The sequence below is a fragment of the Wolbachia endosymbiont (group A) of Icerya purchasi genome, from assembly GCF_947251635.1.
GTDB lineage: Bacteria > Pseudomonadota > Alphaproteobacteria > Rickettsiales > Anaplasmataceae > Wolbachia > Wolbachia pipientis.
Genome location: NZ_OX366357.1, coordinates 902,876 through 919,779 on the forward strand (window position 1 = coordinate 902,876; position 16,904 = coordinate 919,779).

Consider the following 16,904-nt stretch of genomic DNA (forward strand, 5'->3'; position numbering starts at 1 on the left):
AAAAAAGCTGATTTTTAACGTAGATAATGGTTATGCAAGAAGTCTACTTCTTACCCTTAATCAACTCTAAAGCCTTCTTCAAATCTATGCTTTCAATATCTGCACTCTTGCCCAAAGCAACGTTTGTTTTACCGCACTTTATATAGAATCCGTACCTACCGTTGCAGATAAAAACTTCTTTTCCTTTTTCATTAAGCCCGAGAGATTTTAACTCTTTGCGTGGACTGTTTGCAATAATTTGTACAGCTTCGCTCAATTCTGTATTCAGCACCTCTTTGGAGCTTTTCTTAAGAGAAAAGTATCTACCATCATAGAAAATATAGTATCCAAATCGTCCAAGGCCTATTTTTACTTCCTTTCCGGTTTCAGGGTGTTCTCCGATTACTTTCGGCAAGGAAAGTAACTGAGTAGCGGTGCTCAGATCAATATCATTAACATTTATATCTTTTGGTATAGAAACCGCCTTTTTCTTTTCTGACTCATTATTAAACTGCAGGTAAAGCCCAAAAGGACCTTTTTTAATTACTACCTCTTGTCCTGTTATATCATCTATACCTAAACTTTTTGGATATTCTGAATTGTCGTCACTGCCCGTAATTTCTTTTGTATGGTTGCATTCAGGATAGTTAGAACATCCAAGGAACACCCCGGCTTTTCCAAAGTTCAATTTCAATATGCCACCTAAGCAAGCAGGGCATTTCGTATTCACCTCTTTTCTTCCTTCTTCTGAACAAAACCAATCGATTACCAAATCGTGAATGCCGCTGAAAACTTCATCATGCGTCATTTGCTTAACAGAGTTTACATGACCAAAAAATGGCACCCAAAAGTGGCCTAATTCTTTTTTCCAATCTGCATGTCCATTTGAAATTAAATCAAGCTTTTCTTCCATTTGTGCTGTGAAATCATACTCTACACAACGCTGAAAAAAAGTTTCTAAAAATATAGTAACGATTTTACCACGACTGCTTGGAATAAACCTTTTGCTATCCAATGAAACGTACTCACGATCTTGTAATACCGAAATAATTGTTGCATAAGTTGATGGTCGACCTATACCGATTTCTTCCATTTTTTTTACGATACTTGCTTCACTATAACGAGGTGGCGGTTGAGTGAAATGTTGTTTTGGCTCAACTGAAATCAGCTTGCATGCTTCCCCTTCCTTCATGGCAGGTAGCAGGCCTTCATTTTCGGCTTCCATGTTATCTTGGTAGACTCTATAAAAACCATCAAAGAATATACTCGACCCACTTGCTCGCAGAATCACTTTCTGATCAGTAGAACTAATTTCAACTACCACTTGATCAAGAATCGCCGACTCCATTTGACTTGCAATGGTCCTTTTCCAGATTAAATCATACAATTTAAATTGCTCTGGCGTTAAGTAATCCTTAATACTACCCGGCGTTCTATTGATATCAGTTGGACGAATTGCTTCATGTGCTTCTTGAGCATTTTTGACCTTTTTTACATATTTACGAGGAGACTGCGGTAAATATTTATCACCATATAATGACTTAATTGACCCTCTAATTGAGTTTATAGCCTCATCTGCAATATGAAACCCATCTGTACGCATGTAAGTTATCAACCCTACAGTTTCACCACCAATATCGATACCTTCATATAAATTTTGCGCTATGCGCATAACACTTTTCACATTAAAATACAGTTTATTCACTGCATCTTGCTGAAGACTTGAAGTAATAAACGGAGGAAGCGGGTTTCTCTTAACTTGCTTGCGTTCTACTGTGCTTACAGCATATTGCCTTGATTCAATCTCCCTGACTAAGTTCTTTGCTTCTTCTTCATTCTTAATATCAAATTTTTCTAGCTTTTTATTGTCATAGTGGCTTAGCATAGCAAAAAAAGCCTCATCTTTGCTATTTTGCATTTCTGCTTTTATGCTCCAATACTCCTGTGTTATAAATTTACTAATTTCATCTTCTCGTTCGCATATAATCTTTAATGCAACAGACTGCACTCGCCCTGCAGACTTGCTTCCCGACAATTTTGTCCACAGCAGTGGTGACAAACTAAATCCAACTAGATAATCCAAAGCTCTACGTGCTTGTTGTGCACGCACTAAATCCATATTAATTTCACGTGGATTTTTTATTGCTTCTTGTACTGCTCTTTTTGTTATCTCATTAAAGACTACTCTATAAATGTTGTTTTCATTACTGATTGCTTTCTTTTCTTTTAATGTCTCTATCACATGCCAAGCCATTGCTTCCCCTTCTCTGTCTGGGTCTGTTGCAAGATATATATCTGATGTTTTGCTTGCGGCTTTTACTAACTCTTTTATATACTTTTCTGCTTTTTCAATGGTCTCATACTTTATAGCAAAATCATTATCCGGATCGACGGAGCCGTTTTTTGCTGGAAGATCCCTCACATGTCCAAAGGATGCAGCTACTTTGAACTCTTTACCCAAATATTTACCTATTGTCTTTGCTTTCGCAGGTGATTCAACTATTAATAATGCCATATTGTTAATTATTTTAGTACTTAAAGATAATATGTTGAGAAATATACGATGAAAAGTAAAAAAATATTTTAATAGGTCTTGTGAATTTTACAAAGTAGGTTGTTCAAGGTTTCCAGAAAACCCTTGGACGTTGCTATTTTCAAGTGACTTTGAAGGCTGATTACAATAGTATATGATCGCAGCAGCAACCAGACAACAAGCTCCAACCACTATTCCCACCGCTAACATTTCTAAGTGAACTGCAATAGCTACTCCTAAAGCAACTCCAGCCACTGCCAGTACAGAGGCAGTTACAATAGGCAGTTTTCTCCTCTTTTCATTTTGTGGACTTGGTTGTATATTATTGTTCTGGATGTCATTTTCTTGATCTGAAACTAGTATTTTAGTACTGCCACCTTCAGAAACTTTACCATGCTCACTATCACTTGCACTTATGTGTTCAATAGTGCCGGTTGTTTCACTTACAGGCTGAGAAACTTGCTCATCAACACTGGAAGAACAAGCTTGATCAATTGTTTGATGTTTTGAGCTGCTATTGCTTTCGTTTATTATTTTATTCTTTATGACTCCTGCAAATGCATATAGCTTCAACCTAGGAAACGCGAATTCTGGATTAAAGGAGAATAGAAAAGGCAGAAAACAGGGTAAACTCAGCAATTATAAAAAAATAGATGAGGTTACCCATGGAAGACATAACAAAACTGTTTTGTTTGGTCGATGATTTTTGCAGAGATATAGAGAAAAATTTTGCAGGCAAACTACTGCCAAATGGTAAAAAACCCACAAGAACAACGGAAATTGAGCACTCTGAAATCATGACAATAATCCTGCTATATCAACAATCTCCGTGTAAAAATTTCAAAACTTTCTATCTACATTACCTAACGTTGCTCTACAAATCAGAGTTTCCAAAGTTGCCTTCATATACCAGGTTTGTTGCTCTAAAGCCTAGGGTTTTGTGGCATTTAGCAATGTTGTTGCATTGGCTTTGTGGACAGTCAGAAAACACTGGAATTTCATATATAGACACAACTCCCATTGCAGTTTGTCATGCAAAAAGAATATCCAAAAACAAAGTTTTTGCTGGAATTGCAAAATTAAGCAAGAGTACTTACGGCTGGTTTTTTGGTTTCAAATTACATATGGTAATCAATGAAAATGGTGAAATTCATGCACTTACGCTAACAAAAGGCAATGTTGATGATAGGATACCTGTGCCAAATTTGACGGAAAAATTAACCGGCCTTTTGTTTGGTGACAAAGGTTATATTGCAAAAGAGCTTTTTCAGAAGCTGTTTGACCGAGGTTTGAAACTTGTTACCAAGGTGAAAAAAGGTATGAAAAATACATTAATTTCGCTAAATGAGAAGATTTTACTGAGAAAAAGGTCTATCATTGAGACTGTTTTTGGTTACCTAAAAAATAGACTAGAAATTGAACACACTCGCCATAGATCCCCTGTTGATTTCTTGGTTCATATCTTTTCTACTCTCATCTCCTATTCCATCAAATCCAAAAAGCCTTCTATTTCCTATACTTCCTTCCTTAATCCAGAATTCGCGTTTATTATACACAGCGATCATGTTATTAAACGACATATCAAAGTGCAAAAAACCAGATCTCCATATGATGGTGATTGGGTTTATTGGGGTAAACGTCTGAGAAAGATACCAGATAAGCCATTAAGAGTAATAAAACTATTGAAGTTACAACAAAGTAAATGTGATAATTGTAGACTATGGTTTAAAAGTGATGATACAATAGAAATACATCACAAGGACCGGAATAGACGAAACAATATGATCAAAAACTTATCTTTGTTACATGGACATTGTCACGATGAATTACACAGGAGGTGTGCATGAAAAGCACCAAATTGGAGAGAAGCCGTATGAGGCGCAAAGTCTCACGTACGGTTTTGAAGTCGAGTGAGGAGGGGCGACCTTCTTCACTTAGACAACAGTATGTAGATGAAACTACAGATGAAGACCTAAGGAATATAGCAGAAAAATCACCAATAGTAAAGCTAGCGTATGATGAGTTAGACAAGTTTTGCTGGAATGAGAAAGATTTAGTAGCTTACGAAGAAAGAATAATGGATCTGCGGAAAGAAGAAGGCATCCTCGCTCAAAAACTTGATGAAGGAAAGATTGAAGTAGCAAAAAACCTACTTAAGGTTGACATCTCTATTGATATTATCTCTCAGACAACCGGCCTTCCTCAAGCTGAGATTAAACGACTTCAGGAAGAAATCACCTAAAAGGCTAATGATCAACGAAAAAATTGTAAGAGAGAGCTTAAAAAAAGTCGTAGAACAAGAAAGTGGTAAAACTCTTGGTATAATATCCTCAATCATTATTAAAGGTGGGGACGTTGGTTTTGCGCTTGAAGTTGCCGGTAACACGCAAGCAAATGAAGAATTAAGAAGAAATTGTGAGCAAGCTGTTAAAGCTATACCGGGGGTGACAAAAGTGACCGTGGTTGCTACTTGTCAAAAACAAACTGGGCAACAAAAAGCTAAATTACATATCGAAGGAGTGAAAAATATAATCGTTGTCGCCTCTGGTAAAGGCGGTGTGGGCAAGTCCACAGTTGCGCTAAATCTTGCTCTCTCATTAGCAAAGTTAAAACACAAAGTTGCGCTGGTTGATGCAGATATATATGGTCCTTCAATTCCTAAAATGCTTGGCGCTGAAAAATTAAAGCCAAAAATACAGGATAGTAAAGCAATGCCTATAGAAAAGTATGGACTGCATACTATTTCAATTGGCTATTTTATCGATAAAGATCGTGCAGCAATATGGCGCGGACCTATGATTACAAAAGCACTTTATAATCTGCTAATGGGAACAAAATGGTCCGATATAGAGTATTTGATAGTTGATACACCACCTGGAACTGGCGATGTGCATTTAAGTCTTATGGAAAATTTTAACTTAACTGGGGCGATAATAGTTTCAACTCCACAGGAGCTCTCTTTAATCGATGCTCGCAAAATTTATGATATGTTTACAAAGCTCAGCGTACCGGTTATTGGCATTGTAGAAAATATGAGTTATTTCATTCAAAGCGGCTCAAAAATATACATATTTGGAAAAGACGGTGCAAAAAAAATGTCTGAGGAGCTGGGCATCAAACTTCTAGGCAGAGTTCCTCTAGATCCACAAATATGCCATGCTTCTGATTGCGGAAATCCTTTAATGTTAAGTGAGGATTTGGCAGAGATTTATGAAGACATTGCTCAAAGTATAGTTAAACAATAGAATAAGCGTGAGAAACATGCGAATCAAAGTCCTCTTTTGTTAGTTACAAAATAGACTGCTTGCATAACCATTATTTACATGAAAAATTAGCAGCTTTTGTCATTCCAGCGCGTGACGCTGGAATCCAGAAAAAAAGAAGAATGGATCCCAGTGTCAAGCACTGGGATGACACCTTTATGTTTGAGGCAAAACCGGCCATAGCATTTAACACACTGCCTTCGCAAAATGTTCGTACAGTTGTTCGTTACGTGCTGGAATGACAAGGTGAAGTGTCTTTAGATGTCATCCAAGTAGCTGACGCTGGGATCTAAAAAATTTAATTTATATATAAAGTTTGTTTAAACTATTTTCAAAACAGATAAAATATAATTTTACAATTAGCGTAAATAAAATGAATTATAATGTAATCATTTCAGGTGGTGGGTTACTTGGTCTTATTATTGCCATTGGCCTCAGTTGTGACTCTGTGTCTGTAGCTGTGATTGAAAAAAATAGTCTACCACGTGTAGTAGATGACAATCGAGCATTTGCTATTTCTCAAGGCTCGAAAAAAATATTGGAAAAGTTAGGGATTTGGCAGTTTGTGGAAAGTGAAGCTGAGCCAATACTTGATATATGCATATTAGATGCGGTTACTGTGCATTACAATCATAAAATGGTTAGCGAAGAGCCAATGGGTTATGTTATCAACAATGCTACTATATGGAATGCAATCAACAATAATTTTCTAAATAAACTGAATATATACTCTCCACATTCCTATAAAACAATTGCTTGTGATTCAGGATATGTGGAAGTGATTCTTGATAATAACCAGGAATTAATATCATCGCTACTTATCTGCGCTGAAGGCAAAAACTCTAAATTACCAGAGTTATTTTCTATACCGACAGTGAAATTTGACTATAAACAAAGTAGCATAGTATTTAATGTAAAGCATGAACTGCATCACCAAAACTTAGCTGTAGAGCGTTTTTTCCCTGGCGGTCCATTTGCAATTCTACCGATGAAGGGTGGCTATACTTCTTCGATAGTTTGGACAGAAAAATCTGAAATTTCAAAAATGCTAATGGATCTGTCTGAAGAAGAATTTATTATAGAGCTTAAAAAAAGATTTGGTTCTTATTTAGGAGAGATAAAATTAGAGGGTAAAAGAAAACTTTATCCTTTAAGTTTTGCTTTCGCAAAAAAGTTATATAAGGGTAGAGTTTTGCTTATCGGCGATGCAGCACATTCAATTCATCCAGTTGCAGGTCAAGGGCTTAATCTTGGAATTAGAGATGTAGAAAGTGTTATAAAGCACGTAGTTGCTGCAAAAGCGGCTGGTACTGATGTTGGCAGTAGTTATTTATTAAAGAAAATTTCACGTAACAGATACTTTGATAATTTTACAATGGCGCTTGCAACTGATGGATTAAATAGGATGTTTTCCAACAGAATATTCTGCGCTAAAGCACTAAGAAATCTTGGCTTGATTGCAGTTGAAAATTCAAATTTCCTCAAAAAACGCTTCATTCGGCATGCCATGGGATTTATATAAATCACTATTTTATAGCTAATGCAAGTCAGGTTTCCCACGGCATACCGCCGCGGTATCTTGGCCGCTAACACGTAGCGGGATGACGAATGTATCTGTTCAGCAGTTGTGTTAAAAGTCAATAGAAAAATTGATGTAGCTGTGGATAAGTACTTTTATACGCGAATTCTGGATTAAAGGAGAATAGAAAAGGCAGAAAACAGGGTAAACTCAGCAGTTATAAAAAAATAGATGAGGTTACCCATGGAAGATATAACAAAACTGTTTTGTTTGGTCGATGATTTTTGCAGAGATATAGAGAAAAATTTTGCAGGCAAACTACTGCCAAATGGTAAAAAACCCACAAGAACAACGGAAATTGAGCACTCTGAAATCATGACAATAATCCTGCTATATCAACAATCTCCGTGTAAAAATTTCAAAACTTTCTATCTACACTACCTAACGTTGCTCTACAAATCAGAGTTTCCAAAGTTGCCTTCATATACCAGGTTTGTTGCTCTAAAGCCTAGGGTTTTGTGGCATTTAGCAATGTTGTTGCATTGGCTTTGTGGACAGTCAGAAAACACTGGAATTTCATATATAGACACAACTCCCATTGCAGTTTGTCATGCAAAAAGAATATCCAAAAACAAAGTTTTTGCTGGAATTGCAAAATTAAGCAAGAGTACTTACGGCTGGTTTTTTGGTTTCAAATTACATATGGTAATCAATGAAAATGGTGAAATTCATGCACTTACGCTAACAAAAGGCAATGTTGATGATAGGATACCTGTGCCAAATTTGACGGAAAAATTAACCGGCCTTTTGTTTGGTGACAAAGGTTATATTGCAAAAGAGCTTTTTCAGAAGCTGTTTGACCGAGGTTTGAAACTTGTTACCAAGGTGAAAAAAGGTATGAAAAATACATTAATTTCGCTAAATGAGAAGATTTTACTGAGAAAAAGGTCTATCATTGAGACTGTTTTTGGTTACCTAAAAAATAGACTAGAAATTGAACACACTCGCCATAGATCCCCTGTTGATTTCTTGGTTCATATCTTTTCTACTCTCATCTCCTATTCCATCAAATCCAAAAAGCCTTCTATTTCCTATACTTCCTTCCTTAATCCAGAATTCGCGTTATAAGTTTTTTCTTAGAAGGCGTAAAAGAAAATGTACGAGCTAGCGTTAATAAGCTCGATAATGCTTATGAACATTTACTCCCTCACCAATTAAATGATGATATCATTAAAAATATTGATAAATTAAAAGATAAGTATAGTAAACAAGTATCTGAAGACGTTATTAATGATAGAGAATTTAAGCAATTTATTAAATATATAAATGATTTATATGAACTTAATTATCTTCAATTTAGTGATGAAGATAAAGGAAGAGTAATCGAATTTTTAGGGGATTTTTGCAAAGATGATCAAAAGCATAGCTCTGGTTTCACAGGTGGGCAAATTTTACTTCTAACGCAAATTCTGGATTAAGGAAGGAAGTATAGGAAATAGAAGGCTTTTTGGATTTGATGGAATAGGAGATGAGAGTAGAAAAGATATGAACCAAGAAATCAACAGGGGATCTATGGCGAGTGTGTTCAATTTCTAGTCTATTTTTTAGGTAACCAAAAACAGTCTCAATGATAGACCTTTTTCTCAGTAAAATCTTCTCATTTAGCGAAATTAATGTATTTTTCATACCTTTTTTCACCTTGGTAACAAGTTTCAAACCTCGGTCAAACAGCTTCTGAAAAAGCTCTTTTGCAATATAACCTTTGTCACCAAACAAAAGGCCGGTTAATTTTTCCGTCAAATTTGGCACAGGTATCCTATCATCAACATTGCCTTTTGTTAGCGTAAGTGCATGAATTTCACCATTTTCATTGATTACCATATGTAATTTGAAACCAAAAAACCAGCCGTAAGTACTCTTGCTTAATTTTGCAATTCCAGCAAAAACTTTGTTTTTGGATATTCTTTTTGCATGACAAACTGCAATGGGAGTTGTGTCTATATATGAAATTCCAGTGTTTTCTGACTGTCCACAAAGCCAATGCAACAACATTGCTAAATGCCACAAAACCCTAGGCTTTAGAGCAACAAACCTGGTATATGAAGGCAACTTTGGAAACTCTGATTTGTAGAGCAACGTTAGGTAATGTAGATAGAAAGTTTTGAAATTTTTACACGGAGATTGTTGATATAGCAGGATTATTGTCATGATTTCAGAGTGCTCAATTTCCGTTGTTCTTGTGGGTTTTTTACCATTTGGCAGTAGTTTGCCTGCAAAATTTTTCTCTATATCTCTGCAAAAATCATCGACCAAACAAAACAGTTTTGTTATATCTTCCATGGGTAACCTCATCTATTTTTTTATAATTGCTGAGTTTACCCTGTTTTCTGCCTTTTCTATTCTCCTTTAATCCAGAATTCGCGTTTTAAGGTAAATGTTCATGTGATTCCGCAGAATAATTCTGTTTTTTGATTCTATCTGTCCATTTATCATTTTCTATATCTTGTTTGTTGGTTGCTTTTTTTTCTTGCTCAACAATTGCCTTATCTATCTCCTTATGAATTGCATCAATTGCACCTCCTTTTTTGTATACTTCGCTTTTCCCTTCAATAATCAACTTAATAAAAGTATTTACAACAGACTGCACTTGATTATGATTAACCTGACTTTTTATCAAAGAAGGTAAAGAGCCTAATTCCATCAATACTTCTGGTGCTGTTTTATCTTGAGTGGAAAGTCCTAAATTATCTGCTACTTTACTTATTAATAACTCTCTGTTTTCTTTATTATCTTCCAGTTTAGCATAATCACTCAATAGATCCATAACGGTAGGTATCTTGGTTGCAACAAAATCATCAACATCTTCTATAGCAGAACCTGATCTCAACAATCTGTTTCTGAGATTTTCGCTTAAAAGATTGATAAACCTTTCATTTGCATCCGATCCTGTGGTTGATATTGTACCATCTAAATAATTACTTTGAGCACCGAAGTTACGCTCTATTTGTATTCTTGTCTCAGGTTTAAATCCTAATTTTGTACAGAATTTCTGAAAATATTCTTTAATAATGTCAAACAAGCTCTTGCCATTATCTTTATAATTTTTTAACTCTTCAGGAATAGTGAGTGATAATTTACCTTCTTTATATATTATACCATCTTTGCCATCTTGAGATTCAAGTGTGAATTCTAATGAGCTGGATAGGTCACATATTTTCTCTTCCGGATTGTCAAACGTGGTTATAGGCATTGCCATATCAGATTTCACTTTTATTCGATTGTGGTCAGTGCAGTAAATGTTTAGCGCTTTTTTAGGACTATGTGGAGTTAAACTACAACTACTGAGTGCTGCATGAGATTCATTAAATATACCAGCTCCATACCCTGCTTGATTACAATTGGTGACCAGCTCTTCTAAAATAGCATCACTTGGAACTTCTGCTTCAGCATATTTAAACATTTCTTTAAAAACTTCCTTTGCAAATGGACGATAATTTTTTTCTCCCTTCTTTAGTAGTAAGTAATTATGTTCCTTTCCTACATTGTAAAATCTCTCAAATTCTTTTTTGTATGTATCAGTTTTTTGATGATCAGCAATGTCAGGATTATTGCAGTGTTTTTCCCAAATTTCAGGTAATCTATTCTGATTAAGCTCTTTCAACACTGAGTCAACAAAGGCTCTGCCCTGATCTGTATCTATTTCTCTCTTTTTTTCGCTCTCAGGATTATAGATGTCGTCTTTTTTACTGAAAAGCTCGCTTTTGTAATCCTGAGCTCCTTCTCTCAGTGTAACAAGAAGATTTTTATCTATTTCTTTTCCGTTAATAATAAAATTCATCCTTTGAAAATCTAAGAACATTGTTTCACCAGAATTTGCTAATTTATTATCTTGACCTGCTTTTAATTTACTAAAATTGAACTCTTTAGCTGTGGCCTTTAATCTAACTACTGGACTCTTATTATTTTTTTCTTTTGCCTCTTTCATAAATAACACCTTACTGTAAATATGTTGTAAGTTGTATCATATAATGATGAATAATTTGGTAATATATTAAGAAAATCGACAGTATATTTCTTTATTTAAGAGGTGTAGAAAAGGCGTAGATTTCTCTTTCCATTTGTAGCGTACTGCATTAATATTTATGTATTAATCTAGAAAATAATGATGAATAACATTGTAATTGTTGGTCTGCAATGGGGTGACGAAGGCAAGGGTAAAATAGTAGATTATCTTTCTGAGAATGCAGATGTAGTTGTGAGATTTCAGGGAGGAAATAATGCAGGGCACACTATAGTAGTAGATGATGAGGTTTATAAATTAAATTTACTGCCCTCTGCTGTTTTGAGGCCAGGCAAAATATCTATCATAGGAAATGGCGTTGCTCTTGATTCACACGCTCTAATCTCAGAAATAGAGTCATTGAAAGTTAAAGGAGTAGACGTAAACTATAACAACTTGATGGTATCTGAGAGCTGTCCATTAATACTTAGCGTACATAAGGACAAGGAAAAGCTATTTGAAGATTTAAATGGAAATCACAAAATTGGTACAACAAATAAAGGGATAGGACCATGTTATGAAGATAAAGTTGGGAGGAGAGCTATACGCTTTTGTGACTTAGAAAACGCAGATGAGCTCAATAAAAGATTGGATACTCTTTTGAATTACCACAATGCTATCAGGAAAGGCCTTAACTACCAGGTAGTTAAAAAAGAAGAAATATTAAAGGAAATTCAAGAGATTTCAGAAAAAATTCTTTCATATAAAAAACCTGTGTGGAAGATATTAAATGACTTGATGAAAGAAGGTAAGAAAATAATATTTGAAGGTGCCCAAGGCGCATTTTTAGATATCGACCACGGAACTTACCCTTTTGTTACTTCAAGTAATACTGTAGCATCGCAAGCAATAACAGGCTCAGGGTTATCCTCCAATGCTTACATTATTGGTGTGGTAAAAGCTTATACAACAAGAGTGGGCAATGGCCCATTTCCTACTGAGCAGAAAAATGAAGTAGGAGATAGCTTGTTTACTATAGGCAAGGAACTTGGAACAGTGAGCAATAGGAGAAGGCGTTGCGGATGGTTCGATGCAGTTTTAGTGCGCCAGGCCGTACAACTCTCTGGAGTTTCAAGCATTGTATTAACCAAATTAGATGTGCTTGATTCTTTTGATACAATTAAAATATGCACTGGTTACAAGTATAGTGGAAAAATATATGATTATTTACCCGCATCGCATTCAATACAAGAGGAATTAGAGCCAATATATGAAGAGTTTTCTGGCTGGAAAGAGAACACTCAAGGTAAAAGGTCGATTGAAACATTGCCTATCAATTTAATAAAATATATAGACAGGTTAGAAAAATTAATAGGTGTACCAATTCATCTAATTTCAACTAGTCCAAAGAGAGAGGATGTTATTAAGCTTAAAGATTTCTGAAAACGTCTTTATATCTTAGAGCCTGTACGTAATCTTAAAAAAGAGATAAAGTGAGAGGATAAAGTATATAAAGTAGGATATGCGAAGTTTATAACCAAGTGACATAAGTCGAGAAAAGTTTGAGATTATTGTAGCAGATCTGGAATCTTGCAGAAAGAAGACAAAACCAAGAACACTTGATTTACATGATGTATTTTGTGGAGTGTTATACGTGTTAAAAAGTGGTTGCCAGTGGAGAATGGTATCAAAAGAGTTCCCAAAATGGCGCAATTGTTACGACTATTTTAAGAAGTGGAGTGAAAAACCAGATGTAAATAAAGAAAGTGTTCTGGAGCTGGTATTAAAAAAAAAATAATTGCGACAAAACAATGGTTGGAAAAGCTTCTGCATAATTGATGCACAGAGTATAAAAAACGCGAATTCTGGATTAAGGAAGGAAGTATAGGAAATAGAAGGCTTTTTGGATTTGATGGAATAGGAGATGAGAGTAGAAAAGATATGAACCAAGAAATCAACAGGGGATCTATGGCGAGTGTGTTCAATTTCTAGTCTATTTTTTAGGTAACCAAAAACAGTCTCAATGATAGACCTTTTTCTCAGTAAAATCTTCTCATTTAGCGAAATTAATGTATTTTTCATACCTTTTTTCACCTTGGTAACAAGTTTCAAACCTCGGTCAAACAGCTTCTGAAAAAGCTCTTTTGCAATATAACCTTTGTCACCAAACAAAAGGCCGGTTAATTTTTCCGTCAAATTTGGCACAGGTATCCTATCATCAACATTGCCTTTTGTTAGCGTAAGTGCATGAATTTCACCATTTTCATTGATTACCATATGTAATTTGAAACCAAAAAACCAGCCGTAAGTACTCTTGCTTAATTTTGCAATTCCAGCAAAAACTTTGTTTTTGGATATTCTTTTTGCATGACAAACTGCAATGGGAGTTGTGTCTATATATGAAATTCCAGTGTTTTCTGACTGTCCACAAAGCCAATGCAACAACATTGCTAAATGCCACAAAACCCTAGGCTTTAGAGCAACAAACCTGGTATATGAAGGCAACTTTGGAAACTCTGATTTGTAGAGCAACGTTAGGTAATGTAGATAGAAAGTTTTGAAATTTTTACACGGAGATTGTTGATATAGCAGGATTATTGTCATGATTTCAGAGTGCTCAATTTCCGTTGTTCTTGTGGGTTTTTTACCATTTGGCAGTAGTTTGCCTGCAAAATTTTCTCTATATCTCTGCAAAAATCATCGACCAAACAAAACAGTTTTGTTATATCTTCCATGGGTAACCTCATCTATTTTTTTATAACTGCTGAGTTTACCCTGTTTTCTGCCTTTTCTATTCTCCTTTAATCCAGAATTCGCGTTTTAAGTTCTATTGAGAAGGTGGCAGAGAGTAGAAACGTAGGTAGGGTATCATTGTGAAGATGGTTGGGGTTAAGTTGCAACTTAAGTGGGGCGCAAAAGGTCTTTTGTGTTGATAATAATTTAAAATCTATAGTAGACTAAAAAAGATTATTAAATTATAATATAACATATGATAAAAGACGAGAAATCGAAAACAATTTTTGAAGTGGAAGGGGCAGTAACTGCTTTACTACCTGCAGCAGAATTTAGAGTGAAACTGGACAATGAACATGAGATTATCTGTCATGTATCAGGGAAAGTGAGAAGAAGTAAAATACGCATCATTATAGGGGATAGGGTGTTAGTTGAGATGAGCATTTACGATAGGAATGCGAGAAAGGGTAGGATCATTAGAAGGCTTAAAGGTACAAGTGACAGAACGATCTCTAAATAATCTTATTCTTGCTTCATCATCGAAAAGGCGTATAGCTTTACTAAAACAAATAAACATTGAGCCAGGTTTAATTTTGCCAGCAGATATAGATGAAGCCCCTTTAAAAAAGGAACTTCCGAAGGATTACTCAATCCGTATGGCAAAAAGTAAAGCGGAGAAAATACAAAGCTCAAATCCAAATTACTTTGTGCTTGGTGTTGATACAGTTGTTGCTTGTGGTAGAAGGATATTGCTCAAAGCTGAAAACGTTGAGCAAGCAGAAAAATGTATCCGCTTGTTATCAGGAAGAAGGCATAGAGTATACACCAGTGTATGTCTATTAACTCTCGATCAATCTAAACAACATATCAGGACTGTGGTTACAATAGTGAAATTTAAACGTCTCAGTGAACAAGAAATTAAGTATTATTTAGCATCAGAAGAGTGGAAAAATAGGGCGGGGGGATGCAATATACAAGGCCTAGCTGGAGTGTTCGTATTGTTCTTACGCGGCTCCTACTCTTCCGTTATAGGGTTACCATTACATGAAACCTATTGTTTGCTAAGCAATTATTTTAACTTCAATTTATGGGAATGTTCAAAAAAGTGTGTCAAACCGAAAAAAAGTAATAAATTGATATAAAAAAATGGAGGTTTGACAATGAGTCAGAAAGTAGTAAACAGAACTACCGGATTGGTAGATTATAAAGAGTTGGAAACAAATATCCTGTCGTCTATACGAGAAGGAAGACCGTTGACAGGAAGGGACGGAGCATTAACACCATTTATAAAAAAGCTGCTGGAGGCAAGTTTGGAAGGTGAAATAGAAAACCACTTGTTGGCTGAAAGCGAAGAAAATAATCGAAGAAATGGGAGAAATGGAAAGACTTTACGGACAAGTGCAGGTTCATTTGAGCTTTTGACGCCAAGAGATAGGGAAGGAAGTTTTGAGCCGTAAATAGTCAAAAAAAGGCAAACAAACCAGAGCTTGAAACGAAGATTTTGAGCACATTTGCCAGTGGTATGAGCTATAGAGATATAGCGTCACACGTTGAGGAAATTTATGATCACAAAATATCGGTTGCAGAGATATCAAGTATTACCGACAAATTACTGCCTATAATAAATGAATGGCGTAGTCGTCCACTGCAATCAGTATACCCGATAGTATTTATGGATGGGATGTTCTTTAAGGTCAAAGAGGATGGACATTGCGTAAGTAAATGTATGTACAATATATTGGGCATAGACCAAAATGGCAGAAAAGAAGTCTTGGGCTTTTATTTTGCTGAAAGTGAAGGAGCTAACTTTTGGTTGGGAGTGCTAAATGACCTCAAAGAAAGAGGAGTAGAAGATATTCTGATTGCATGTGTAGATGGGCTAAAAAGCTTTCCTGCAGCTATAAATAGTGCGTTTCCTAAAGCAGAAGTACAGCTATGTATAGTGCATCAGATAAGGAATTCACTGAAATATGTATCAAGCAAAGATGTGAAAGTTTTCATGAATGATCTGAAAAAATATATCGTGCTGCAAGCAGAGAAATTGCCGAGAATTACTTACTTGAGCTAGAAGAAAAATGGGGAGAAAAGTACCCATTGGTTGTAAAATCGTGGCAGAATAATTGGATCCGGCTATTTTAAGTATTCTGGCCCAATCAGGAGGCTAATTTATACTACCAATCCTATTGAGGGGTTGCATAGACAGATTAGAAAATTCACTAAAACTAAGGGCTCATTTACTAGTACAAATGCCTTGTACAAACAGGTATATTGTGCTATAAAAAAGGTAGAGGAAAAGTGGACGATGCCTATATCTGATTGGGCATTAACTATCTCTCAACTTGATATTTTCTTTCCTGATAGATTGAAAATTGAGTTGAACTAAAAATGCGGTTTGACACACTTTTTTGAACATTCCCAATCTCTTGCCAAATGTGCCCAACATATCTGTCTACTTTCACGATTAAAGTAATTGTATGCATCGTATCTATCGCTTACAACTATGCCATCATATTCTGGCAATAACCCTTTTAATACCTTCTTACCACGAAGCTTCAAAAGTGTCAACGTTTTATTTGTTATTACTCAACCCCAGCCTCTTTTCCCTTGATCTGTTTCATCTATATGCAAATACTTGCTTTCTTGCAACTCTTCCTTCATTTTCTCATATTCAGATGCACACTTCTTCGATACCCTGCGTTCAGTATTTGAGACTAAACCAAGTGAGGTTAAATATACTGCTTAAAATCTGTTGTACTTCTCTTTTTGAGTTAATAAAAAAGCCACTAAGGCTGCTTATGATTGCTTTGGCATTTGCTCCCAATAGATCTCTTGTAACACCTTCAGGTAAATTTGCTGTAATTCTTTTATTACATACTC

The 16,904-nt window shown here is 35.5% G+C and carries 15 protein-coding genes and 5 pseudogenes; 14 read left to right on the forward strand and 6 right to left on the reverse strand.

All coding sequences use genetic code 11. The features are described 5' to 3' along the window. Positions 1 to 43: 43 nt before the first annotated feature. Positions 44 to 2,494, reverse strand: coding sequence for a type I DNA topoisomerase (gene topA, locus OPR17_RS04775; protein WP_265021338.1), 2,451 nt, complete (start codon positions 2,492 to 2,494; stop codon positions 44 to 46). Positions 2,495 to 2,581: 87 nt separating this feature from the next. Then, positions 2,582 to 3,085: a TomO hydrophobic C-terminal domain-containing protein gene (locus tag OPR17_RS04780; protein WP_265021339.1), complete on the reverse strand. Its 504-nt coding sequence runs from the start codon at positions 3,083 to 3,085 to the stop codon at positions 2,582 to 2,584. Between OPR17_RS04780 and OPR17_RS04785 the strand changes: the two genes are divergently transcribed. The 8 genes and pseudogenes from OPR17_RS04785 to OPR17_RS07645 all read left to right on the forward strand — a co-directional run. After that, positions 3,057 to 3,215, forward strand: coding sequence for a hypothetical protein (locus OPR17_RS04785; RefSeq protein ID WP_265021340.1), 159 nt, complete (start codon positions 3,057 to 3,059; stop codon positions 3,213 to 3,215). The two genes, OPR17_RS04780 and OPR17_RS04785, sit on opposite strands and share 29 nt — an antisense overlap. Further along, positions 3,178 to 4,041 (forward strand): annotated as a pseudogene (locus OPR17_RS04790) (IS982 family transposase); the annotation flags it as partial. The gene OPR17_RS04785 and the pseudogene OPR17_RS04790, both read left to right, overlap by 38 nt. 413 nt (positions 4,042 to 4,454) lie before the next feature. Then, positions 4,455 to 4,754, forward strand: a pseudogene (locus OPR17_RS04795) (hypothetical protein); the annotation flags it as partial. Positions 4,755 to 4,761: 7 nt separating this feature from the next. Further along, positions 4,762 to 5,757: an Mrp/NBP35 family ATP-binding protein gene (locus OPR17_RS04800; protein WP_265021342.1), complete on the forward strand. Its 996-nt coding sequence runs from the start codon at positions 4,762 to 4,764 to the stop codon at positions 5,755 to 5,757. 59 nt (positions 5,758 to 5,816) lie between these two features. Next, on the forward strand, positions 5,817 to 6,017 hold the full coding sequence (locus OPR17_RS07460; RefSeq protein ID WP_406828459.1) for a hypothetical protein: 201 nt from the start codon (positions 5,817 to 5,819) through the stop codon (positions 6,015 to 6,017). Positions 6,018 to 6,148: 131 nt separating this feature from the next. Beyond that, entirely contained in the window at positions 6,149 to 7,297 is a 1,149-nt protein-coding gene (gene ubiH / locus OPR17_RS04810; RefSeq protein WP_265021343.1) for a 2-octaprenyl-6-methoxyphenyl hydroxylase, read from the forward strand. Between the two features lie 240 nt (positions 7,298 to 7,537). Further along, positions 7,538 to 8,422, forward strand: coding sequence for an IS982 family transposase (locus tag OPR17_RS04815; protein ID WP_265021329.1), 885 nt, complete (start codon positions 7,538 to 7,540; stop codon positions 8,420 to 8,422). Continuing rightward, positions 8,419 to 8,754: pseudogene (locus OPR17_RS07645) on the forward strand (hypothetical protein); the annotation flags it as partial. The gene OPR17_RS04815 and the pseudogene OPR17_RS07645, both read left to right, overlap by 4 nt. Here OPR17_RS07645 and OPR17_RS04820 read toward each other — a convergent pair. Then, the gene (locus OPR17_RS04820; RefSeq protein ID WP_265021344.1) at positions 8,729 to 9,634 is read right to left on the reverse strand and encodes an IS982 family transposase; all 906 of its coding nucleotides are present in this window, start codon (positions 9,632 to 9,634) and stop codon (positions 8,729 to 8,731) included. The pseudogene OPR17_RS07645 and the gene OPR17_RS04820 sit on opposite strands and share 26 nt — an antisense overlap. Positions 9,635 to 9,719: 85 nt before the next feature. Then, positions 9,720 to 11,279, reverse strand: a complete 1,560-nt coding sequence (locus tag OPR17_RS04825) for a hypothetical protein (RefSeq protein ID WP_265021345.1) — start codon at positions 11,277 to 11,279, stop codon at positions 9,720 to 9,722. A 180-nt stretch (positions 11,280 to 11,459) separates the two neighbouring features. On the opposite strand from OPR17_RS04825, the gene OPR17_RS04830 reads away from it, so the two are divergent. Further along, the gene (locus OPR17_RS04830; RefSeq protein WP_265021346.1) at positions 11,460 to 12,737 is read left to right on the forward strand and encodes an adenylosuccinate synthase; all 1,278 of its coding nucleotides are present in this window, start codon (positions 11,460 to 11,462) and stop codon (positions 12,735 to 12,737) included. Between the two features lie 139 nt (positions 12,738 to 12,876). Next, a complete protein-coding gene (locus OPR17_RS07465) occupies positions 12,877 to 13,092 on the forward strand; it encodes a transposase (protein WP_406828690.1) in 216 nt (71 codons plus the stop codon). Between the two features lie 74 nt (positions 13,093 to 13,166). On the opposite strand, the pseudogene OPR17_RS04835 reads toward OPR17_RS07465, so the two are convergent. After that, positions 13,167 to 14,029: pseudogene (locus OPR17_RS04835) on the reverse strand (IS982 family transposase); the annotation flags it as partial. 254 nt (positions 14,030 to 14,283) lie between these two features. Here OPR17_RS04835 and infA point away from each other — a divergent pair. The 4 genes and pseudogenes from infA (at position 14,284) to OPR17_RS04855 (ending at position 16,410) form a co-directional block, all read left to right on the forward strand. Beyond that, complete coding sequence (gene infA / locus OPR17_RS04840) at positions 14,284 to 14,547, forward strand: translation initiation factor IF-1 (protein WP_007550159.1); 264 nt, start codon at positions 14,284 to 14,286, stop codon at positions 14,545 to 14,547. Then, complete coding sequence (locus OPR17_RS04845; RefSeq protein ID WP_265022173.1) at positions 14,525 to 15,169, forward strand: Maf family nucleotide pyrophosphatase; 645 nt, start codon at positions 14,525 to 14,527, stop codon at positions 15,167 to 15,169. The genes infA and OPR17_RS04845 overlap by 23 nt, the downstream gene beginning before the upstream one ends. Before the next feature lie 18 nt (positions 15,170 to 15,187). Continuing rightward, complete coding sequence (locus OPR17_RS04850; RefSeq protein WP_265021288.1) at positions 15,188 to 15,484, forward strand: transposase; 297 nt, start codon at positions 15,188 to 15,190, stop codon at positions 15,482 to 15,484. Between the two features lie 65 nt (positions 15,485 to 15,549). Then, positions 15,550 to 16,410, forward strand: a pseudogene (locus tag OPR17_RS04855) (IS256 family transposase). Here the strand turns inward: OPR17_RS04855 and OPR17_RS04860 are convergent. Further along, complete coding sequence (locus OPR17_RS04860; RefSeq protein WP_320109848.1) at positions 16,407 to 16,592, reverse strand: IS66 family transposase; 186 nt, start codon at positions 16,590 to 16,592, stop codon at positions 16,407 to 16,409. The pseudogene OPR17_RS04855 and the gene OPR17_RS04860 sit on opposite strands and share 4 nt — an antisense overlap. Between the last annotated feature and the right edge of the window lie 312 nt (positions 16,593 to 16,904).

What these genes read in the sequence shown, in the direction of transcription:
- OPR17_RS04820 (WP_265021344.1), bottom strand. Translation starts at nt 9,634, where the DNA reads ATGGAAGATATAACAAAACTGTTTTGTTTGGTCGATGATTTTTGCAGA.
- OPR17_RS04800 (WP_265021342.1), top strand. Translation starts at nt 4,762, where the DNA reads ATGATCAACGAAAAAATTGTAAGAGAGAGCTTAAAAAAAGTCGTAGAA.
- OPR17_RS04850 (WP_265021288.1), top strand. Translation starts at nt 15,188, where the DNA reads ATGAGTCAGAAAGTAGTAAACAGAACTACCGGATTGGTAGATTATAAA.
- OPR17_RS04785 (WP_265021340.1), top strand. Translation starts at nt 3,057, where the DNA reads ATGACTCCTGCAAATGCATATAGCTTCAACCTAGGAAACGCGAATTCT.
- OPR17_RS04815 (WP_265021329.1), top strand. Translation starts at nt 7,538, where the DNA reads ATGGAAGATATAACAAAACTGTTTTGTTTGGTCGATGATTTTTGCAGA.
- infA (WP_007550159.1), top strand. Translation starts at nt 14,284, where the DNA reads ATGATAAAAGACGAGAAATCGAAAACAATTTTTGAAGTGGAAGGGGCA.
- ubiH (WP_265021343.1), top strand. Translation starts at nt 6,149, where the DNA reads ATGAATTATAATGTAATCATTTCAGGTGGTGGGTTACTTGGTCTTATT.
- topA (WP_265021338.1), bottom strand. Translation starts at nt 2,494, where the DNA reads ATGGCATTATTAATAGTTGAATCACCTGCGAAAGCAAAGACAATAGGT.
- OPR17_RS04825 (WP_265021345.1), bottom strand. Translation starts at nt 11,279, where the DNA reads ATGAAAGAGGCAAAAGAAAAAAATAATAAGAGTCCAGTAGTTAGATTA.
- OPR17_RS04830 (WP_265021346.1), top strand. Translation starts at nt 11,460, where the DNA reads ATGAATAACATTGTAATTGTTGGTCTGCAATGGGGTGACGAAGGCAAG.